Origin of the sequence: Flavobacterium procerum (genome assembly GCF_042431625.1) — a bacterium.
GTDB lineage: Bacteria > Bacteroidota > Bacteroidia > Flavobacteriales > Flavobacteriaceae > Flavobacterium > Flavobacterium procerum.
Genome location: NZ_JBHLYW010000010.1, coordinates 129,549 through 151,943 on the forward strand (window position 1 = coordinate 129,549; position 22,395 = coordinate 151,943).

Consider the following 22,395-nt stretch of genomic DNA (forward strand, 5'->3'; position numbering starts at 1 on the left):
CAATATAACACATTTGAATTATAAATTACTCAAACTTGGCCTTTTCTAAGAAAAAACATAATAAAGACTAAGAAATTTAATTCTGAAATTATGATTTCCAATTCATTAAAAAACATCAATCAAAAAATCACCAATAAAATCTGGACTTCTTTCGGGTTTGTTTCCAAAACGTATCTTCTTGAAGCTTCTTTAAAATACAGCGAAGAGCAGGAAAGAATTTTTAATGAAATGATTAATGAAACCGACGCAAAAGACAAAAAGGCAAAACGCGAGGCCTTAGACAAAGCTTTGTATGCTTCTTATAAAGGAATCGGAGCAATGGATTTTATTAGTACTGTCCTGAAATAATTGCATTAATTATTTTAGTTTATATAGGTGGCCTCACTAAAAAAGTGAGGCTTTTTTTGTTCTAAATTTTCACAAATTTATCAGACAAAATATAGCATTATTAGTTATTTTTGTTCTACTCAAGTAAGAATATACACCAGTAAAAATTATATTATTTATAAGCATGGACAATACTTTAGAATTAGAGCATTACAAAATTCAGAAACCTGAAAACTGGGCTCCAAACATTGACGACAATCAGCTGATTGAATCCATAAAAGAATCTGATTTCTCCAACAAACAAGTTGAGGAAGGAAGAGATTTCTGTTACCTTCTAGATAAAGTTTATTATACAAGTGATAACGAAAACAGCGAATATGCCTGCGTCGCTTATACACTTAACGAACCTTCGAATCTTGAAAGTGCTTCGGCAAGAGATGTCGTAGTCGAGGAAAACGAAACCTATATTATTCACAGAATAAGTGTTTTGAGAGAAGGTGTTCTAATCGATAAAATTGCAGATACCAAAATAAAAGTTTTAGACAGCGAAAATCAAAGCGAAGGCGGTATTTTAAGCAGCAACAAAAAAGTAAACATCACAATCAAAGATTTACGTCTTTATGATGTTTTAATTACCGAAGATTCGCGTGTAAAGGTATTTACAGATCGTGATTTTATGCGAAAAGAATTCCTGAAATATGTTTATGTAACGCCAAGTACTTACTGGGCTTACGGAAATTATAAATTCACTTTTATCAACGACCGTAAAGATCCTATTACTTACAAAAAAACGTTTTTTAGAGACGAAGAAGGAACTGTTTTAGAACCTGAAATTCAGCATTTACAAAAAGGTGAAAGATTTGTTATTGAAAAAGAAAACTACATCAACTTTTTTGATACCAACAGAGAGATTGCTCCTTTTATTGATTTTGCAACTGACAGCAGCTGGATTGATCTTGCCAATTATATCGCACCTTTTTATGAAGAAATCTATAGCAAAGCTTCTTTAAAAGAATTTGCTCCAAAACTTGTCGAGAAACTAGATGCTATCACTGATAAAGATGAACAGTTGCAATTTGCAATAGATTATGTGCAGAATCATGTTTACTATATTTTTAATGCTGATGAAATGAACGGCCACAAACCGCAGGAACCATCGGTAACTTATGAGAATAAACAAGGTGACTGCAAAGCGAAATCTGTTTTATTAAAAGTGGTTTTAGATTACATCAATGTTGATTCATCTGTGGTATTGGTTAATTTTAATACCGATCACTATATCAGGCATTATCTTCCGTCATTGCTGACTTTTAATCATGTTATTGTAAAAGTCAATTATAAAGGCGAAACTTATTTTATTGATGCAACAAGCAGAGATGAGTTTGGATTAATTGAAAATCGTGGTTTTATTTATTTTCTTCATTATCTGGAAGTAAAACAAAATCAGGGATTACAAATTAGAGAACCTTACAAATTTCCGTATTATGGCATTACTGAAAAAGTAGATTTCAGTGCAAAAAATAATTCTGGTCAATTAAAATTGGTTACGACTTACAAAGCAAATCGTGCCAATTATATGCGTAAATATTTCAAAAACACCAATAAAAGAGAGATTATCGACAGCTGGAATAATTTCTTATTTTATACTTTGAATTATTCAAGCGACAGAAATGGTACCGATATCAGAACTATTTTTAAAGATGCAGTTATTGAGGTTATCAGTGATGATAAAAAATTGAACGAATTTACGATTCAATACAACGCCACAATTGAAAATCCGTATTTTACAGATCCTGAAAAGAATCGTTTCTTAATGTATTTTGACCGAAATATGGTTAAAAACGCCGCTCGTGATTTTATGCATACTGATATTCCTTTCTGGCATAATTTCGATAACGAAAAATATGAAGTCAATTTATCTACTGATGAAAAAATAGATACTCAGGAAAAATACACTATTCAGGAAAGCAACATCAACAATCCTTATTTTGATTATACAAGCCGTAAAAAAGTTACCAAAAACAGCGCATCGATTTACATTGACTACAAACCATTGGTAAATCTTGAAATTCCTCAGAAAGATTTCGAAGAATTTAGAAATGACCATCACACGATTGCCGACAGTAATTTCGGAGTCGGAATTGACATTATCGAACAAGGATTATTGAATATGCTGAAATACAGCTTCAAGAAACGTTTGAAATAATAAAACCATAAAAAAAACGGGGCCTTTAAAGACCCCGTTTTTTGCTAATTTGCAAGTAATTCAAAATCTGATCTTAATTTGATATCCGCAGATGAAGAACCGATCATCAGTTCAAAATCTCCAGGTTCTGTTGTCCATTCAAGCTTATTGTTATAGAATGAAAGTTTTTCTTTGTCTATTGTAAATTCGATTGTTTTAGATTCTCCCACATTTAATTTCACTTTTTGGAAATCTCTTAATTCTAAAACCGGACGCACTACAGATCCAAATTTATCTTTAAGGTACAATTGCCCTACTTCTTCTCCGGCAACTTTTCCGATATTCGATAATTTAAATGAAACTTTAATGGTTTCGTTATTCTTCATTTTTGTCGAAGAAAGCTTCAAGTCAGAATAACCGAATTCTGTATAACTCAAACCATATCCAAACGGAAATTTAGGTGAATTTTTCAAATCGATATAAGCCGAAACATAATTGCTTTCTGTTTCAGTTTTTGCCGGTCTTCCTGTACTGAAGTGGTTGTAATAAATCGGAATCTGTCCTACTTCTCTAGGAAAAGTCATCGGCAGTTTCCCAGACGGATTATAATCGCCAAACAAAACATTCGCAATAGCATTTCCTGCCTCGGTTCCCAACCACCAAGTGTACACAACTGCCGGAGCATTATCTGCAATCCAGTTGAAAACAAGCGGTCTTCCTGCATTTATTAAAACTACAACCGGTTTTCCTGTTGCCTGAATTGCTTTTACCAAATCTTCCTGAACACCAGGCAAGTGAATATCGCTTCGGCTTTTTGCCTCGCCACTCATATTGTGTCTTTCACCAATACTTAAAATGACAACATCGGCTTGTTTAGCAATCGCAACAGCTTCTGCAAAACCATCTTTATTATCTCCTTCTACTTCACAGCCTTTCGCATAAAGTAATTTTGTGTTTTTGCCTACTTTGTTCAGCAAACCATCCCATTGCGAAACGACCCATTTGTCATAGTTTAACTCTGGAAGTTCTACAGCCCAGAAACCCATATTAGCTTTGTATTCTTTTACCATCGGGCCAATAAATGCAATAGTTTTAGTGTCTTTTGAAAGTGGCAAAGTCTGGTTTTCGTTTTTCAACAAAACAATACTTTTTTCAGCCATTTCTCTTGCAGCTTTTCTGTTTTCAGGATTTCCTAAAACTTTTTCTTCCCTTTTATCATCAGAATAGCGATACGGATTTTCAAACAATCCTAATTCAAATTTCTTGCGAAGAATGCGTCTTACGGCATCGTCAACTAAAGCAATAGAAACTCTTCCTTCTTTAATCAATTGCGCCAGATTATAACGGTATGCATTACTTTCCATATCCATATCGCTTCCGGCCGTAATCGCAGCATAAGCCGCTTCTTTTAGATCTTTAGAATAACCGTGCGCTACCATTTCGCCAATTGATCCCCAATCTGACACTACAAATCCTTGAAAGTTCCATTTCCCTTTTAAAATATCTCTTTGCAAATGAATATTTCCCGTTGCAGGAATCCCGTTTATATCATTAAATGAATTCATGAATGTCGCTGCACCCGCATCCAAAGCCGCTTTAAAAGGAGGCAAATAAGTTTCCCAAAGCATTCTTTCGCTCATATCAACAGAGTTGTAGTCTCTTCCGCCAACTCCCGCTCCATAAGCCGCAAAGTGTTTTACGCAGGCCATTACTGAATTTAAGTCGCCCAATTTATTTCCCTGAAAACCTTTTACTCTTGCATAGGCGATTTTAGAACCTAAATAAGTATCTTCTCCTGCGCCTTCCATTACACGTCCCCATCTTGGATCGCGACTGATGTCGACCATTGGTGCAAATGTCCAGTGAATACCGCTTGCAGAAGCTTCTTCGGCGGCAACTCTTGCTCCCTGTTCAATTGCTTGTAAATCCCAGCTTGCGGCTTCGGCCAAAGGAAGAGGAAAAGTAGTTTTATATCCGTGAATAACATCCTGACCAAATAACAACGGAATTTTTAAACGAGACTGCATCGCCAATTCCTGATATTGTCTGGTATATTTTGTTCCGATGATATTGAGCATCGAACCAACCAAACCCGCTTTGATTTCGGCTTGTTTGTTAGGATTTATTGTAATTGGCCCCGTCGCCTGATTGTCTCCAGTGTATTGGTTAAGCTGGCCAATTTTTTCCTCAATAGTCATTTTTTTCAACAGATCGTTTACTTTCTGATCTATTGTTTGCTGTTGTGCCGCCGCAAAAAGCGAAATCATCAGCAAGGCAAATGTGGTTACTTTTTTCATGAAGTTAGTTTTGTTTCCAAACGTAGGTCGCTACCGCTCCTGCATTTAGTGTGGTTGTGGTTTGTTGTTGATTGTATTTTATATTGAATGTTTCTGTCGAAGCTCCATCATTTTGTACGATCAAAACAATTTGTCCCTGTGGTGTTTTAAAAGCAACATTATGGAGATTTCCACTCACGTTACTTCCAATTCTCACAGAACCTTCTGGAACAAATTTAGAAGCATGTCCGATAATATAATATCCTACTTCTCTCTTAATATTCTGATTTTGATCAATCATTAATGCGCCTTTACAAGTTGTACAGCCGCCTGGCGTAAAAGGTTTGTAATACTCATCGTTTGCTAATCCCCACGAAAGTGCAATTTTGCTCCAATTTCGCATAGAGCCAATTACTACGTTCTTCACATTCCATTTCAAATCGTTTTCAAAACTACTTCCAGAGCCTGTATATTGTTCGGTAAAATACAAATCTTTATTTGGAAATTCATTATGAACGGTCGTTAAAGCACTAATATCTCCTTCATATAGATGAAAAGCCGAGCCCACCACAAAAGGATTTGCTTTTTTATCTCTTAGAATTGTCAGCGGATATTCTGGTTTGTTGCAGTTATGGTCGTAAACAATAATTTTTGTTTTGATTCCTGCTTTCGCGAAAGCGGGACCCAAATGATTTCCAATAAAATCTGCCTGTTGTTCTGCCAACATCAATAAACTTGGATTATTTCCCGGATGCAATGGCTCATTTTGAGGCGTTATTGCATCAATGGCAATTCCGTGCGATTTCATTGCTTGAATGTATTTTACAAAATACTGCGCATAAACTTCGTAATATTTCGGTTGTAAACTTCCTCCTTTAGAACTTCCGTTGTCTTTCATCCAAACTGGAGGCGACCACGGAGAACCCATTATCTTAATCTTTGGATTTATTTTTAAGATATCCTGTAAAACCGGAACCACATCGTTTAAATCTGGTCCTAGATTGAAATGTTCCAACATTAAATCAGTTTGCCCTTCTGGCATATCATCATACGAAAAAACTTTTTCATTCAAATCAGATGCTCCAATACTTATTCTAAGGTAACTCAAACCAATCGCATTCTCTTTTCTAGAGAATAATTCCTGTAACAGCGCTTCTTTTTTGGCTTTATCTAATTTCATGATTGCCTGAGCGCTTCCTCCTGTCAAAGAAAATCCAAAACCTTCTACAGTTTGGAATTTTTGAGAAGGATTTATCTCAATGGTTTGGTTTGAATTAGTTTCTGAACCAAAAACTAAATCATCTTGTTTTTTTAGTTTTGAAGTTTCATCTTTTGTTGTAATCCAAGATGCTACTTTTCCAGAATTAGATGTAACACTTTTTGAAGATCCGCATTTTAGCTGCACCACAATAAGTGGCAGCAAAAGCAAGATTTGAAGTTTTTTCTTGATGTTTTTCATTTAATCTATCTCTATTAAGACAGGCAAATGATCCGACGGATATTTTAAATCTTTAGAATCACTCAGCACTGCATGTTTTTGAATTGTGAGTCCGCTGTTTTTTGAAATAAAAATATAATCCAGTAATAATGTCACTGGTTTATTGTGCTCAAAATCGTTGAACGTTCCTGATGGCCCAAAAGGTTTTTCTTTAGAAACCTCTTTGGTGTCATCCATAACTTTTTTGATTTCAGCAATTTGAGCTGTTTCTGGTTCCGAGTTAAAATCGCCCATCAAAAACGCTGGATAATTTTTTGTGTTTAATGCTTCCATTCTTGAAAGCGCCAGCTGAACGCCTTTCACTCTTGCCACTTCGCCCATATGATCCAAATGCAAATTAAAAACATAGAATGTTTTTTTAGTTTTCAGATCTTTAAAAAGTCCGTAAGTACAAACTCTGTTACAAGCGGCATCCCAGCCTCTCGAAACTACGTTTGGTGTTTCTGAAAGCCAAAATGTATTAGAATCCAATAATTTAAATCGGTCTTTTTTGTAATAAATCGTACAGGCTTCTCCCGTTCCGTTTTCTTCTCGGCCTACTCCAAATTTGTTATAATCTGGCAAAGCCGATGCAATATCAAGTACTTGATTTGGCAATGCTTCTTGAATCCCAAAAATATCCGGACTGTAAAATCGTATTTGAGAAGTAAAATAGTCCTTTCGGTTTGGCCATGCATTTTCTCCGTCAGAAGCAACATCTAAACGAATATTATAGGTCATGATTTTTAAATTCTGACCAAAAAATGAAGTGCTTACCAAAAGCATCATTACCACTAAAACAATTGTATTTACCTTTTTCATCTTTAAAAAATTTTAATCCGTAAAGCTAGTGTTTCCAAAGGCTTGAAGAGAAAAACCTATTTAAAACTTATGTTAATTGTACGCTCCACAGTCCAATCATTTTTTCAACTAATGAAAAAAGAAACAGCAAAATGAGTATTACAAAGCCAAATTTGTCCATAAGTCGCTTTTTGATGTCATTGTTATTTTAAAAATTCTATATAATTGAGATTGAAGCCTCCTTTTTCAAAAACAACTTTAATTTTTTCCTGACCAACATTCAATTCAAAATCTGATAAAATAACAGTTTTCCATTTGTCATTTCCTCCTGTTGAAGGCAGTGTAATTGTATTAGATTTAGCTCCGTTTTGAGATTCTAAGTGAAGTTTTCCTTCCGATTTTTCACTTGAATAACGAATAGCAACTTTGTATTTCTGCTGTTTTTTAACCTGAACCGTAAATTGGAGCCATTCTCCGTCTTCGATAAAAGAAACTTGATATCCTTTTGATCCAGCATCTTTACAAGGAAGTATGTCGACGCCATCATTTCGCATTGTATTTCCTTTGTTCCATTCTTCAAATTTGTTGGTTTCTACTCTGTAATTCACACAATCTTTATCAGAGTAAGCGTAACCATTGGTTCCTAAATCATAATAAACTGCAGCAATTTTTCCAGGAACAAATTGTTTTTTATACGGTTTTGTATCATTGGTCTGCACTTGCCTGAACATGGCATCTATAACATCTGGCTTAATGGTAACATTTTCCATTTTGTAGTTTTCTGCCATTTTCATTAAAGTTTTTTTTGCAAATTCAGGAGATGGTTTTTGACCTCCCTCTTTCCAATATTTTAGCAAAACATCGTATTCTGGAATTTTGGTTACAGAAGTTACTCCAGCAATATTCTCGATTTTTTTCATCGGCCAAAAAGCCCAACCGATATTGTTGTTTTCTACTAAGGTCAACGCATCTTTAAACCATACATTTGAGTTTTCGCCGCTTTCTCCCAACCAAATCGGAACATTGTATTGCATTCGGTAATCCAGCATTTTCTGAATAGATTCTTTCGTATTGTAATTCCAATATTTGTGAAAACTCAACGCCATATTATCATCCCATAAAGGAAAAATTCCGTTGTAATTATTTCCCCAGCAGTTTCCTTCAATAAAAATTAAATGATTGTTATCGACTTCGCGAATAGCTTTGGTTACCGCAACCATCAAATCCCTCAAAGGCCCGTTTGAGTTTTCATCACAACCGTTTTTATTCGATCCTGTAAAATTCCAGTTAGGCTCGTTGATGATATCATAAGCGCCGATCCATTCTTTATCACGATAGCGGGCTGCCAGTTTTTTCCACAAGGCTATCATTTTTTTCTGATTTGCCTCACTCTGCCACAACGAAGGTTTTGTAGTATCATAATCCGAAATGGCTGCGTCATTCCCTTGTCCTCCAGGAGCTGCATGCAAATCTAAAATCAGGTATATTTTATTGGCTTCACACCATTTCAATAGATTATCAGTCATCGTGAAACCTTCTTCAATCCAAGTTATCTCACTGTTTTTTTCCTGTTCGATTGGCAGTGTATATAGATTATAATGCATTGGAAGACGGATTGAATTGAAACCCCATTTTGCCAAAGAGTCAATATCACGTTTTGTAATTCCGTTTGCTTTGTAAGCCGCATAAAATTCCTTGGTTCCCTTTTCTCCAATCACATCCTGAATTTTCTGCCTGATTTGATATTGCGGACTTGCAAAAGACTGTGTCTGCAACATATATCCTTCCTGTACCATCCATCCTCCTAGACCAAGACCTCTTAAAATGATGTTTTTTCCGTTTCCATCCACAATCTTTTGTCCGTCTCTATGCAGAAATCCTTGGCTGAAAACAGTAACAGATAGCAATAATTGAAGTATCGTTATTCTTTTTTTCATCACATATTTCTTTAATTATTTCCAAGTGTAAGTCCCAACTGATCCGCCTTCAAGAGAAGAGGTCACCCATTTACCATTAAATTTTATATTGAACATCTGAAGATCCGAGCTGTCATTCTCCACAATTAAAACCTTTGAACCAGAAGGCGTTATAAAAGCAGCATTCTGAAGATTCCCGCTTATATTGCTTCCGATTCTAACCGATCCAGCAGGAACGAATTTTGAAGCATGCGCTATAATATAATAAGCCACATTACGCTGAAAGTTTTCTGGAGACGTTATCGTTAAGGCGCCTTTACAGGTCGTACATCCGCCTGAAGTATTGGGGCCGAAAGAAGCATTATTGGCGAGATTCCATTCCAAAGCATTCTTACTGTAATTTCGCATAGAGCCAATGATTACATTTTTGAGATGCCACTTTAAATCGCCTCCAAAATCACCTGTAGAAGCAGTATACTGTTCTGTAAAATATATGTTTTTACTCGGATAAGCATTGTAAACATTGGTAAGTGCGTTTATGTCTCCAGCATATAAATGAAAAGCCGATCCGTCAACAAAAGGAAATGCTTCGGCATCTGCCAAAATTGCTTTAGGATAATTCGGATTATCGCAATTATGATCGTAGGTAATAATATTTGCGGTAATATTTGCGACTTTAAAAGCCGGTCCTAAATTCTTTTTTATAAACAAAGCCTGATCTGCTGCAGACATATACATACTCGGATTGTTTCCATCGTGCAAAGGTTCGTTCTGCGGGGTCACCGCGTCAATTGTAATTCCTTCGGCTTTCATCTGCTGAATGTATTTCACAAAATATTTAGCATAAACATCGTAGTATTGCTCTTGCAGTTTTCCTCCCACAAAACTGTTTTTATCTTTCATCCAAAGCGGTGCCGACCAAGGAGTTGCCAAAATCAGAATTTTTGGATTGATAGCCAAGATTTCTTTTAAAAGTGCAATTACTCCGTTTCTGTCTTTATCCAAACTAAATTTTGCAAGATCCAAATCTGTTTCACCAGTCGTAATATCATTATATGTAAAAGGCGCTGCATTTAAATCTGATGCTCCAATACTGATTCGAAGATAACTGACACCAATTGAGTTTTCGCCTGAACCAAATAATTCCTGCAAGAGAGCGCTCTTTTTTGCTGGTGTCAATTGGTTAATTACGTCAGCGCTTCCACCGGTTAATGTATATCCAAAACCATCTATTGTTTGGTATTTTTGGGCAGCATCGACCTCAATAGTATTGTAAATATTATAAGTTGTTCCAAATCCCAAAGTTCCTGCCTGTTTTGTCAACAATACGCTTTGATTCCCTTTAGTAAGCCAAAAGTCAACATCGTTGGTAACCGTCGGCGGATTTACCACTGGAGGTGTTACTGTTCCTGGATCAGTTGTATCTCCAGAAGAAGAGCATTTTACTTGCGTCAAAATTACTGTCACAAACAATATCGCTTTTATAGTATTACTAAGATTGAATTTCATTTTTTATAGTTTTTAGTTAATCATGCTTTAGCAGACAATTGTCTGTATTGCATGGGCAGGAATAGTTATAGTTTGTCTTAATGATTTATTTTCTAAAGAGTAAATGATTTGCGAGAACAAACAGCTTACTTGCATGAATATGAGGACTGATGCTAAAATTCTGGCTTTCATACTATCTTAAAATCAATCAATTAAAAGTAAAGAGAAGACTATTATGGATGATTCAACTAGCCTTCATCTCTACTTTACTACAAACATTAATAAACAAGTGTCTGAATTGCGTGAGGTGGAATCTTCACGACTGTTTTTTCTGCACCAATAATCAAATTATAAGTAAGTTCATTGGCGGATTGGTTCATTACAATTGTTGCCATTGTTCCGTCTGTGTTTAAGAATGAAGTACTCAAAAGCGCACTTCTGCTTACTGCTGTACTAATTCTGACAGCATTTAAACGAATGAATTTCGAGAAATGTCCTATGTAATAATAAGATGGAGTATAAATCAACTCTCCAGTTGAAGTATCTGCATGAATCGGTGCGAAACAAAAATTCCCTACATGATTAGGCCCACCGTTTTGATCCAGCAATATATTCCAATCTGTCCATCCTGCTGTTCCGTTGTTAAAATCATTGATCATCGAAATCCCGTAACGTTCTCCATTTGGCCAATATTGGTATTTGGTGGCATCAAATTTTTCTACGCAACCTTCTGTAAACATTAATCCTTTATCTGGATATGCTTCATTTACTTTGGCAACATTATCAAACATTGAAGCTCCGCCAGACCAGTTTTCATACCAATGAAATCCCATTCCCCAAACATATTTTGAAGCTTCGGGATCAGAATAAATCACATTTGCTCTGTAATTCATCAAATCACGATTATGATCCCAGACAATGATTTTTTTGCTTCCTAAATTTTCTTTTTTCAAAGTAGGTCCCAGAAAGTTTTTAATAAAATCTCTTTCTGCTTCGGCAGTATAAATACAAGATTCCCAAGTCTGTACTGCCATAGGTTCATTTTGGGTTGATGTACCCCAGATCGGAATGCCTTCTTTTTCGTAAGCCTTAATAAACTTTACATAAAAATTGGCCCAAGTTTGGTAATACTCCGGCAATAAAGTCCCTCCTTTCAGTACATTTTTATTGCTTTTCATAAAAGCGTTCGGCGACCACGGAGCAACATATGTTGTCAACTTTCCCCCGGCACTCTGGATTGCTTTTTTTATCAATGGAATACGGTATTGCCTGTCGTGGTCAATAGAAAAAGTTTTCAGATCTTTATCTCCCTCTTCGATATAAGAATAGCTTCCACTGCTAAAATCAGAACTCTGAATCGTTGTTCTTAGCAAAGAATAGCCAATACCTTTTTGTTTATCGTAATAAGCATTTAAAAACTCGTCTTGTTTTTCTTTCGAAAGTTTAGCAAAAATCTCGGCGCTTGCATCTGTTACAGCAGCGCCAATTCCCATGAAAGTTTGAAACTTTTTAGAAGGTTGCACAAAAACTGATGTTTCGGTTTCTAGTGGTTGTTTGGATGCAGAAAAAGTCAGATTATCTGTTGATGTAAGACGCAGATTGGTATTTTCTGCAGTGGTATAAACTGTAACTTTCTTGCCTTTGGCGGTAAATTCCTTCTTAGGTTTTGGCTGTTGTGCAAAAGCTGTTGCAGCAAACAAAAGACATAGAATTTTTAAAGTATTTTTTTTCATTCTTTTCCAATTATAAATTTAAAATTGAAGTTTAAACGGCATGTTCAAGGATTTAAAAAATAGCCCATATTCAAAATGATTACGGGCTATTTACAACCAAACTTAAACTTAACTTAACTCTTTATTTTCCTCTAAGTTCAACACTTTTTACACTGATTCCTCCTGGTGCTATTCCGCCTCCGCAACGAATCATCAGATAGATTTTACCTGTTGTGTCAAATTTCACAACATTGCTGACTGCATCTTTTTTCGCGTTTTTCACACAACCAATAGCTGATAATCTTCCTGAAAACTCCGTTTTACCGCATCCGTCCCAAGTGCTAAGTCCCATCACTTTTCCACCATCTCCGTAATCTCCAGAAACAGTAGCTGGATCAACCTTTCCTGCATAAACTTCAAACCACATATCACTAGAAGCTCCTCCAGAAACAGTCATGTCGATAGTGTATTCTTTATCTTTTATTACATCTACAGCCTGATAAATCCCCGCATGTCCGCCACTAATGGTTGCGCCTTTTGCACTGTAAGTCCAGTCTGCGCCTGCATTGTAAATCACTTTTTTCCAGTTTGCTTGATCTTCTGCTGTTACAAATGACCCGCCTTTTATAAGGTTTCCTTTTGCAGGATCAGAAGTTGCCACTGTTACTTGAGCAGTTGCAGTTCCCATTGCGCCACCCGCACCAATTGCTGTATGTGTAATTGTATAAGTTCCTGCATCTGGAAGCGAAATCGTTTCATTCATTTTTCCTGGATAGGCACCAGTACCTGTATCCCATTTTGATGAAATAACCCCTTTTGGTTGCGCAACCAAAAGATAAGTATTGATTGCTCCTGTTACTGGAGTTACAGTAAACGAAGCATCAACATTTGAAGCAATCAGCGGATTTCCGTTAACATCGTCATCACAACTTGTAAGTGTTCCTAATGCTAGAGCCAGCATTAGGAATACACTTCTTTTTAAATTTATATTCAGGTTCATTTTTTTGTGTTTTTGGTTACTTAATCTTCTTACTGATAATTAGGATTTTGCTTCAATTTTGTACCATTTAACTCTGTAAAAGGAATTGGAAAAATCTCATCTGTACCTGCATCAAAACCTCTGTCTGCTAATGCTGTTGCTGCGTCTCCCCATCTTACCAGGTCAAAGAATCTGTGTCCTTCTCCTGCTAATTCCATTCTACGCTCGTTTTTGATAGCGGCTAATGTTACAGGAATAGATGCCAGTCCAACTCTAGCTCTTACTGCATCTAACAACGCTTGTGCTCTGGCTCCAGACCCTAGGGCTTCTGCTTCCATTAAGTAAGTATCTGCAAGTCTGATTACATATGAATTTTGTTTATAGTTCAGCTCAGCAGCTCCTCCTCCTGTACGAACATCAGATTGTCTCGGAAGGTATTTGTTCAAGAAATAACCAGTATCTTGATAAGCTGGAATATAGTCTGCTTTACCTGCTGCTTTTAAGGCTTTCAAATCAAAAATAGTGGCTTCAAATCTCGGGTCATTTTTCATAGCATCATACAATTTCTGAGTTGCCACGTTAAACGCCCAGCCTGCAGGAAGATCTGGTGCATCAGAATTTGCTGATCTTACATAACCTCTAGGTCCAACCATAACGTTTAGAGAGTTTCCTTCGTCTTTACCTTGTCCCCAGAAACCCCACTCAGAATTACCAGCACTACTATGAGATACTTCTAATAAAGACTCTGCATTAAACTTATTTGTTGTTACCCACAAATCACTAAATTTATCCAAGAGTTTATTTCCATATTGGTTTGTTGTTCCTGGTGTACCATTTACTTGTGCCAAAACAGCTGCTGCTTCTGTCTTTTTGTTTTCAAATAAATATACTTTACCGAGAATTGCCTGAGCTGCTCCTTTGTTCAATCTTCCAGATTCTGTTTTCACATCTAACGTATTTGGCAAAGATGGAATAGCCTCTAATAAATCTTTTTCTATTTGTGCATAAATTACATCTGGCGTCACCTGTTCTGGATCGTAAATAGTCTGAGTAGTCAAAGGCACCAAAACCAATGGAATATTCTTAAACATTCTAACCAGATTAAAATAATAAAGTGCTCTTAATGCTTTTGCTTCTGCAGCAAATCTGGCTCTCACATTATCATTCATAGCTGCTGCAGGAAGTTTTGATATTAGCATATTTGCTCTTGAAACTCCTTGATAATGATCATTCCAATAACTACTTGGAATACTGATTGATGAAAGAGAATGAGTAGAAAAATTCTGGATTCCGTTTCCGTCTGTAGCACTTCCTCCGCCAGCATAAAAATCATCTGAACCAGCGTTTAGCATCGCTACTAAATTTTCGAAACCGCCCGTATTTTTTCTCAATGGATCATAAACTCCAATCAAAGCGGCATAACATTGCTGTTCGTTAGAAAAATAAGTACTTGAATCAAATTGCCCTTGCGGATTTATAGTAACAAAATCTTCAGAACAAGATGTTGTTAAGGCTCCCAATGCTAAGGCAAAGCATATATATTTAAATTTTATAGTTTTCATAATTCTTTAATTTTTAAAATTGAACGTTAGCTCCTAACAGAATAGTTCTTGCTTGCGGATAAACACCTTTATCTACACCGAAAACCTGACCTCCAATTTCTGGATCATAACCCGTGTATTTGGTAAAAGTGAATAAGTTTTCTCCAGTTAAGTAAAAACGAACTTTATCTGCACCAATTTTAGATGACAAACCAGTTGGCATTGTATATCCAAGAGTAACAACTTTCAAGCGTAAGTAGTTGCCATTTTCAAGATAGAAATCAGACATATTGCTGAAGTTTTTGTTTGGATCGCTGTTTGTCAATCTAGGATAATCGTTTGAAGTTCCTTCTCCTGTCCAACGCTCTAAAGCTTTTGTCTGATAGTTTGCTGTCAGCATATCAAGTCTTCTTAAACCTTGGAAAATTTTGCTTCCTGCTGCACCTTGAGTAAACGCCATGAAGTCAAAGTTTTTATAATCCAGGTTTATAGTAAAACCAAACGTATATTTAGGGATATTTGTCCCTAAGTATTGTTTATCAGCTTCTGTAATCGTACCGTCTCCATTAGTATCTGTCCAACGGAAATCTCCAGGTTTTGCATTTGGCTGAATTAAACCTCCAGAAGCATTTTTATATGCCGCAACTTCTGCTTCATTTTGAAAAATACCCGCTGTTTTATAACCATAGAATTCATTAAATGAATGTCCTACTTGTGTTCTTGTTACTTGTCCCATAGATTGGAAACTAGCATCTCCAGCAATAAAGTTTGTAGACGAACCTACGTAAGTAACTTCATTTTTTAAGTAGGCAAAATTGGCATTAACTCCTAAATTAAAATCACCAAGTTTTTTCTTGTACCCAAGTTCAACCTCAAATCCACTATTGTCCATATCGGCAATGTTTGCCGCAGGTGCATCAACAACTCCAACGTAACCAGGAATAACAACGTCTCTTAAGATTCCAGTAGTTCTCTTTTTGAAATAATCTAAAGTAAGCGTAAAGTCACTTAAAAGTCTAGCGTCAAGGCCAATAGTTGTCTGAGATGTCTCTTCCCATCCTAAATCAGCATTTGGCAAAGTAGAGTTTCCGTAACCTGTAGTAATTGTTCCTTCATTTCCGACAGAGTAATTGTATCCTCCAACTACTAAACCTCTATATTTGAAATCCCAAATATTATCATTCCCTACAACTCCGTAGCCACCACGTATTTTTAAAGTATTAACTACGTTGTTTTCTTTCCAGAAGCCTTCTTTCGAAACTACCCATCCTAGAGAAAATGAAGGAAAAACTCCAAATTTCTTATTTTCTCCAAATCGTGTCGAACCATCGCGACGAACAATTCCAGTAAATAGATATTTCTCTTTGTAATCGTAGTTGAGACGGAAAAATAAAGATGATAATTTATGTTCTATTTTATCACTTGCTCTACTAACCATATCATCTTGTGGAAGATTAAAATTCCAAGAAGCGTCTTTATAGCTTGTAATTGGCAAACCATAGAATGTAGTACCAATTGTTTTTCCAATATTTTCAACATAAGCACCTTGTCCCGCTAAAGCATTAATTGAGTGATTCCCAAATTTATTAGAATAAGTAAGAATGTTTTCTATATTCCAAGCAAATGCTTTTTCGTTATCCTGACTATAATTGTTTCTATCTACCTTCATATTCGGATTCAGGTAGAAAACAGGAGTAAACATCTCTTTGCCCCAATAAGCTAATTTACCTCCAAGTGTAGTTCTGAATTTTAAATGACTTGTAATATTTGCCTCCAAATAGGCATTTCCAACAAAATCATCAGACCAGTTAAAACCTCCTAATCTAGTTTGCATAAAAGCTAACGGATTTGTCATTTCTTGTTGCACCACAGGAGAAATTCCGTAAGGATTACCGTTGGCATCTCTAACAACATTTGCAAATGTGTAATAACCTTGAGAAGCCAGAACAGGATCTGTTTCTACTAATGGAGTAAGAGGATCTAAATTAATTACCGAGCTTAACACTCCTCCAAACTCATTATTAACATTTCCAAAATCTGTTGATTTTTGGTGTGTGTAGCCAAAAGTTTGTCCAAAAGTAAAGTAGTTCGAAAGTTTGTGTGTAGAATTCAGACGGAAGTTTTTCTTTGAATAATTTGAAATATCAGTCGCAACAATACCTTCCTGATCTTGAATTCCGAAAGAAGCATAAAAGGTAGATTTGTCGTTTCCTCCACTAATACTCAATTCGTGAGTATATCTAAAAGCTGAATCGTTAAAAACTGCATCTTGCCAGTCTGTACCTTTTCCATAAGATCCTGGATTTGCATATTTTATTGAACCTCCATCAGCCAAAGACTTTTCATTCATAATTGCTGCATATTGAGACGCATTCAATAGATCTAATCTTTTTGCTGGACCAGCAATTCCTGCGAAACCATTGTAGTTTACAGAAAGTTTTCCTGATTTTCCTTTTTTAGTCGTAACCAAGATAACCCCAGTTGCAGCACGAGTACCATAAATGGCTGCAGAAGCTGCATCTTTCAGAACCTCGATAGATTCAATGTCAGATTGATTAATAAAACCAATTGCGCCGGCATCAACTGCAATTCCATCAATCACCCATAAAGGATCATTTCCTCCTTCTCTAAAAGTAGTTATACCTCTAATACGAACTTTAGAAGCTGCACCAGGTTGTCCAGAAGTAGCTGCAACAGTAACACCAGCAACTCTACCTTGTAATGATTGCTCAACACGCCCGTTTGGCACTTTTTCAAGATCCGCAGCTTTTACACTTGAAATTGCTCCTGTAACAACTGATTTCTTTTGTGTACCATATCCCACAACTACAACCTCATTTAAAGATTGTGATTCAGGTTTTAATTGAATAGTAATTTTTGTTCTTCCATTTACAGCTTCATTTACTGTAGCATAACCGATAAAAGTAACAGTCAACGTTCCATTAGAAGGTACAGTAATCTGAAATTTACCATCAAAATCAGATGCAGTAGATTTATTTGTACCCTTTAATAAAACTGTAGCGCCCGGAACAGGCATCCCACTTTCATCATTTATCATTCCGCTTACTGTGACATCCTGAGCCACTGCGACAATCGAGAATAACAAAGACGAAATACAAAAAACAAGTAATTTTGTTAATTTCATTTTTCTAAAAATTTTGGTTAATTAATTAGTAATTTGATGCAATAATAATGTTAATTTTTTAGTATCGGCAATTAAAATTCACTACAAAAACACATCAAATTTAATTTTTACATATTACAAAAACACATCATTTTTTTCATAAAAAACTCATTAACAATTAGTTGAAATAAAATTTAACAATGTTATTGAAATGTTAATTGATTAAATAAACACTACAATGTTCTTTTATTGTGTATTTTTATTAAAAAAAGCACAAACTATAACGAAATAGTACCGACAAACAACTCATAAAACACTATGAATAAAAGAATTAAACCTAAAAGCAACCAAATGTTTTAAAATATCATGAATTTGAAAAAATCATATTTTTACATTACTTTTTTTACATTATTCTCAATTACTTTTTTTGGACAAGTAAAAAACACAGGCCTTCCAGATGTAAGAAATTACAAACGAAACGAATACAAAGGAGGAACACAAAACTGGAATATCGGACAAGACAGCAATGGAAATCTCTACTTTGCAAACAACAATGGCTTGTTACAATTTGATGGATCTTCTTGGCGTAAATATCCACTTCCAAATTTGACCTCGGTACGATGCTTAAAAATTGAACAATCGGGAAAGGTTTATGTTGGAGGTTACAACGAATTCGGTTATTTCGAACCTAACGAAAAAGGAATACTTTCTTATACATCTCTTTCAAAATATGTCGACAAGAACAAAATCAAAATCATCGATTTTATTTGGAAAATTCACTCTATAGACAATCAGATTGTTTTTCAGTCTTTTGCGCGAGCTTATATCTTCAAAAATGGAAAATTAACTATCCTAAAAGCGCCAAAACGTTTTCAGTTTTCTTTCACCGTAAACAATAAGCTTTACTTTCAGGATATCGAAAAAGGAATTTTAGAGTACCATAACGGAAAATTGTATGCGCTTCCAAATACAACTTCCCTAAACAATACCGAAATCTGGGGAATGTATGCTTTAGCTCCAAACAAAACCTTAATCATTACACTCGAAAAAGGCTTGTTTATTTATGAAAATAACACGATTAAGCCTTGGAATACTGATGCCAATACTTTTGTCAAAAAAAACAATTCGCTTGGAGGCGTAATCATAAATAACAAATTCATCGTCTTAAATTCAGTTCTAGACGGTATTATCATCTGTGATTTTAACGGAAAAATAATCCAGCATATCAATCGCAAAAAAGGCCTTCAAAACAACACTGTTCTAACTTCTTTTATTGACAATAAAAACAATCTCTGGCTTGGCTTAGACAACGGAATCGCCTATGTAAATGAGAACTCTCCTTTTACATATTTCGGTTTTAGCTACAACCTCAGTACTGTTTATGCTTCTGTCGTTTACCAAGGAAATCTCTATGTCGCTACCAATCAAGGTGTTTTTTACCACGCATGGAACAACAGTTTCAAAGAAGATGTTTTTAAACTTGTCGAAGGAACAACAGCACAGTCTTGGAATGTACAGATAATCGGAAACGAACTAGTTTGTTCTAACAACCGCGGAGCTTTGGTCATAAACGGAGGACATGTAACCCGAATTATAGATTCAAAAGGTTATTTTGGATTTAAGAAAATACCAAATCATCCGGATTATTTTATTGGCTCTAACTATGATGGTTTCGCTATTTTTCAAAAAACAGCAAATGGTCTGGTTTTTAAAAATCAAGTCGCAGGTTTTGACAAATCATCTAACAGTTTTGAACTTGACAATTCTTATTTTTGGCTTAAAAAAGACGAGTCTATTTATAAAATGGCATTAAGTGATGATTTGAGTCATTTTTCATCAATTAAAAAAATCGACCAGCTCACTTCGAAGTTTAGATCAATAGGAAGCCTGCAGAAAATTAGGGGCAGAATTTATTTTCAGACACATAATCATTTTTATAAATATTCTGAAGAACAGGATTTATTTTACGAAGACAAAAACCTGACTTCACTTTTCAAAAGTATTCCTATCATAAATGCGTTAAATGAAGATTCTCAATCGAATCTTTGGTATGCTTATGATGAATCTCTTGGGGTTTTAATGAAACGAAACAACAAATACATCAATATAGTTGCTCCTTTCTCGAGTCTTACCGGAAATCTAGTAAGCAATTATCTATCTGTAAATACTATCGATTCAAAAAACATTTTTATCGGATTAACAGATGGTCTTGCTCATTACGATTCGGCTGTACAAAACAACTTTGTTACAAAACCGAAAGCTTTTATTCGTAGTTTTTCTTTTCCGGGCGATACCATAATTTTAGGCAACAATCAAAAAAAGACTGAAAAAATCAGCATCAGATATGCAGCAAATCATGTGCGATTCACCTTTTCATCACCGACTTATGAAAATCTTGAAAATGTTGAGTTTTCCTATCAGTTAAAACCTTTTGACGATAAATGGAGCAACTGGTCGAACATTTCGATAAAAGAATACACCAACCTTCGAGAGGGAGATTACACAATGAATGTAAAGGTACGAAACAGCTACGGAATTCAATCTGACCCATCAACCTTATCTTTTACAGTTTCTCCCCCTTGGTATCGTCATTTTTTAGCTTTTATATGCTATTTCGTCTTGATAATCATCGCGATATACGTTGTTTCAAATCGCATTAAAATGAAAATCAGAAAAAACAAATATTACGAAACTATCGAACAAAGAAGATTGTATCTGGAAAAAGAATCGAAAATCAGACAGGAACAATATGATTTAGAAAAAGAAATCGAAAAACTAAAAAACGACAAGCTTCAGATCAAAATTCTAGCCAAAGACAAAGAACTGGTTAACAATTCACTTCAAGTCGTGAAAAAGAACAAAATCCTGAATGGAATCATCCATAAACTAAAAGAAATAGACGTCGAAGCTCTTGATGATTCTACTAAATTTCAGGTCAGCAAACTAAATAAAAGCATTGTAAAAGAAGTAAACACCGATAAAAGCTGGAAGGATTTAGAAAAACACATCAAAAATGTGCATTTTGAATTCTTGAAACGCTTAAAAGAAAAATATCCAACTATTTCGCCCCGTGAACTCGATTTATCGACTTATCTTCTTATGAATATGTCTACAAAAGAAATCGCAGAAATCATGAATATTTCAACTGGAGGTGTTGAACTAGCACGTTACAGACTTCGTAAAAAACTTGGTTTAAACAAAAAAGAAAACCTAATCGGATTTTTGATGAGTATCTAAAAAAAGTAAGCCATTCTAAAAATAGAATGGCTTTAGCTTTTAAGAAATATATTCTAATGTACGTTCCAGCGCCATACCACGCGACCCTTTAATCAGGATGGTATTGTCATGAAACTGCTGTGTTTTAATATAATCTGCAAAGGAGTCGAAGGTTTCAAAAAAGAATACTTGTTTGCTTTCGGTTTTATTTTCATAGAAAAATTTCCCAATTAAATAGCAAACCGAATTGGTCTGTTCTTTTAATGAATCTGCGATGATTTTATGTTCAACAGCACTTTCGTCGCCCAGCTCAAACATATCGCCCAGTATCATAATTTTATTTGAACTTCCTAATTGCAAAAAGTTAGTTATTGCAACTGCCATACTGCTTGGATTTGCGTTATAAGCATCAAGAATAATCTCATTTGATCCTTTTTTCATCATTTGAGATCTGTTATTGGCCGGAATATAATTTTCTATGGCACTTTTGATATCTTCTTGTACAACTTCAAAATACAAACCTATTGCGGTGGCTGCATTTATATTATTAGCATTATAAAGGCCAATTAGATGCGATTGTATACTAAAATCATTATAACTGATAGCCACAAATGGATCTGCCTGAATGTTTTGAATATTCAGATCTGCATCGTCATTATTCAACCCAAAAGTAAACGCTTTTATATCTTTTGATTTTTCAACCTGAACAGCATCATCAAGATTTACAAAAACTGTTTTGTCATTTGCTCTCAAAAAATGATACATCTCGCTTTTCCCTGCAATTACACCTTGTACGCCTCCAAAACCTTCAAGATGTGCTTTTCCAAAATTGGTTATGTAGCCAAAATCGGGTTGGGCTATATTGCACAAAAAATCAATCTCTTTTTGATGATTGGCTCCCATTTCTACAATTCCGATTTGGGTTTCTTTGGTAAAAGACAATAAAGTCAAGGGAACTCCAATATGATTGTTTAGATTGCCAACAGTTGCCTTTGTATTGTATTTTTTAGACAATACAGCATTTATAAGCTCTTTTGTTGTAGTCTTTCCATTACTTCCCGTTAGAGCAACAATTGGCAGAGCAAGATAAGAACGATGGAATTTTGCAAGTTCCTGAAGCGTTTCTAGACTGTTTTGAACCAAAACGGTTCTTTCGTCAATAAAATACTTTTCGTTATCTATAACAACAAACAAAGCTCCAAGATCTAAAGCATCTTTTGCAAAAGTATTAGCATCAAAATTCTCGCCTTTTATAGCAAAAAACATAGAATCTTTTTCAATTTTACGTGTATCGATTGAAAGCGATTTACATTGTAAAAACAGGTTATGAATGCCTTGAATATTCATTTTTAT

The 22,395-nt window shown here is 35.3% G+C and carries 13 protein-coding genes; 3 read left to right on the top strand and 10 right to left on the bottom strand.

What is annotated here, in order from left to right:
- Nucleotides 1-90 precede the first annotated feature (90 nt).
- Nucleotides 91-348, top strand: coding sequence for a hypothetical protein (locus tag ACFFLS_RS15000; RefSeq protein WP_379684683.1), 258 nt, complete (start codon nt 91-93; stop codon nt 346-348).
- 163 nt (nt 349-511) lie between these two features.
- Entirely contained in the window at nt 512-2,533 is a 2,022-nt protein-coding gene (locus ACFFLS_RS15005; RefSeq protein ID WP_379684682.1) for a hypothetical protein, read from the top strand.
- 44 nt (nt 2,534-2,577) lie between these two features.
- Here ACFFLS_RS15005 and ACFFLS_RS15010 read toward each other — a convergent pair whose 3' ends face one another.
- The 9 genes from ACFFLS_RS15010 to ACFFLS_RS15050 all read right to left on the bottom strand — a co-directional run bounded on the left by ACFFLS_RS15010 (nt 2,578) and on the right by ACFFLS_RS15050 (nt 17,847).
- The gene (locus tag ACFFLS_RS15010) at nt 2,578-4,809 is read right to left on the bottom strand and encodes a glycoside hydrolase family 3 N-terminal domain-containing protein (RefSeq protein WP_379684681.1); all 2,232 of its coding nucleotides are present in this window, start codon (nt 4,807-4,809) and stop codon (nt 2,578-2,580) included.
- A gap of 4 nt (nt 4,810-4,813) precedes the next feature.
- Nucleotides 4,814-6,247, bottom strand: a complete 1,434-nt coding sequence (locus ACFFLS_RS15015) for a glycoside hydrolase family 30 protein (RefSeq protein WP_379684680.1) — start codon at nt 6,245-6,247, stop codon at nt 4,814-4,816.
- Nucleotides 6,248-7,087 (bottom strand): endonuclease/exonuclease/phosphatase family protein, encoded by an 840-nt coding sequence (locus tag ACFFLS_RS15020; RefSeq protein ID WP_379684679.1) that lies wholly within the window; start codon nt 7,085-7,087, stop codon nt 6,248-6,250. It abuts the gene before it with no gap.
- Nucleotides 7,088-7,269: 182 nt separating this feature from the next.
- On the bottom strand, nt 7,270-9,003 hold the full coding sequence (locus ACFFLS_RS15025; RefSeq protein WP_379684678.1) for a cellulase family glycosylhydrolase: 1,734 nt from the start codon (nt 9,001-9,003) through the stop codon (nt 7,270-7,272).
- Nucleotides 9,004-9,018: 15 nt separating this feature from the next.
- Entirely contained in the window at nt 9,019-10,491 is a 1,473-nt protein-coding gene (locus ACFFLS_RS15030) for a glycoside hydrolase family 30 protein (RefSeq protein ID WP_379684677.1), read from the bottom strand.
- A gap of 257 nt (nt 10,492-10,748) precedes the next feature.
- Complete coding sequence (locus ACFFLS_RS15035; RefSeq protein ID WP_379684676.1) at nt 10,749-12,203, bottom strand: glycoside hydrolase family 30 protein; 1,455 nt, start codon at nt 12,201-12,203, stop codon at nt 10,749-10,751.
- A 121-nt stretch (nt 12,204-12,324) separates the two neighbouring features.
- Nucleotides 12,325-13,182: a hypothetical protein gene (locus tag ACFFLS_RS15040; protein WP_379684675.1), complete on the bottom strand. Its 858-nt coding sequence runs from the start codon at nt 13,180-13,182 to the stop codon at nt 12,325-12,327.
- A 29-nt stretch (nt 13,183-13,211) separates the two neighbouring features.
- The gene (locus tag ACFFLS_RS15045; protein ID WP_379684674.1) at nt 13,212-14,723 is read right to left on the bottom strand and encodes a RagB/SusD family nutrient uptake outer membrane protein; all 1,512 of its coding nucleotides are present in this window, start codon (nt 14,721-14,723) and stop codon (nt 13,212-13,214) included.
- Between the two features lie 13 nt (nt 14,724-14,736).
- Complete coding sequence (locus ACFFLS_RS15050; protein WP_379684673.1) at nt 14,737-17,847, bottom strand: SusC/RagA family TonB-linked outer membrane protein; 3,111 nt, start codon at nt 17,845-17,847, stop codon at nt 14,737-14,739.
- Nucleotides 17,848-18,192: 345 nt separating this feature from the next.
- Between ACFFLS_RS15050 and ACFFLS_RS15055 the strand changes: the two genes are divergently transcribed.
- Nucleotides 18,193-21,063 (top strand): helix-turn-helix and ligand-binding sensor domain-containing protein, encoded by a 2,871-nt coding sequence (locus tag ACFFLS_RS15055; RefSeq protein ID WP_379684672.1) that lies wholly within the window; start codon nt 18,193-18,195, stop codon nt 21,061-21,063.
- Nucleotides 21,064-21,102: 39 nt separating this feature from the next.
- On the opposite strand, the gene ACFFLS_RS15060 is transcribed toward ACFFLS_RS15055, so the two are convergent.
- On the bottom strand, nt 21,103-22,389 hold the full coding sequence (locus ACFFLS_RS15060; RefSeq protein ID WP_379684671.1) for a UDP-N-acetylmuramoyl-tripeptide--D-alanyl-D-alanine ligase: 1,287 nt from the start codon (nt 22,387-22,389) through the stop codon (nt 21,103-21,105).
- Nucleotides 22,390-22,395 lie beyond the last annotated feature (6 nt).

Bases quoted from the DNA above. Each gene is read 5' to 3' on its own strand.
- ACFFLS_RS15000 (WP_379684683.1), top strand. From the start codon at position 91: ATGATTTCCAATTCATTAAAAAACATCAATCAAAAAATCACCAATAAA.
- ACFFLS_RS15005 (WP_379684682.1), top strand. From the start codon at position 512: ATGGACAATACTTTAGAATTAGAGCATTACAAAATTCAGAAACCTGAA.
- ACFFLS_RS15010 (WP_379684681.1), bottom strand. From the start codon at position 4,809: ATGAAAAAAGTAACCACATTTGCCTTGCTGATGATTTCGCTTTTTGCG.
- ACFFLS_RS15015 (WP_379684680.1), bottom strand. From the start codon at position 6,247: ATGAAAAACATCAAGAAAAAACTTCAAATCTTGCTTTTGCTGCCACTT.
- ACFFLS_RS15020 (WP_379684679.1), bottom strand. From the start codon at position 7,087: ATGAAAAAGGTAAATACAATTGTTTTAGTGGTAATGATGCTTTTGGTA.
- ACFFLS_RS15025 (WP_379684678.1), bottom strand. From the start codon at position 9,003: ATGAAAAAAAGAATAACGATACTTCAATTATTGCTATCTGTTACTGTT.
- ACFFLS_RS15030 (WP_379684677.1), bottom strand. From the start codon at position 10,491: ATGAAATTCAATCTTAGTAATACTATAAAAGCGATATTGTTTGTGACA.
- ACFFLS_RS15035 (WP_379684676.1), bottom strand. From the start codon at position 12,203: ATGAAAAAAAATACTTTAAAAATTCTATGTCTTTTGTTTGCTGCAACA.
- ACFFLS_RS15040 (WP_379684675.1), bottom strand. From the start codon at position 13,182: ATGAACCTGAATATAAATTTAAAAAGAAGTGTATTCCTAATGCTGGCT.
- ACFFLS_RS15045 (WP_379684674.1), bottom strand. From the start codon at position 14,723: ATGAAAACTATAAAATTTAAATATATATGCTTTGCCTTAGCATTGGGA.
- ACFFLS_RS15050 (WP_379684673.1), bottom strand. From the start codon at position 17,847: ATGAAATTAACAAAATTACTTGTTTTTTGTATTTCGTCTTTGTTATTC.
- ACFFLS_RS15055 (WP_379684672.1), top strand. From the start codon at position 18,193: ATGAATTTGAAAAAATCATATTTTTACATTACTTTTTTTACATTATTC.
- ACFFLS_RS15060 (WP_379684671.1), bottom strand. From the start codon at position 22,389: ATGAATATTCAAGGCATTCATAACCTGTTTTTACAATGTAAATCGCTT.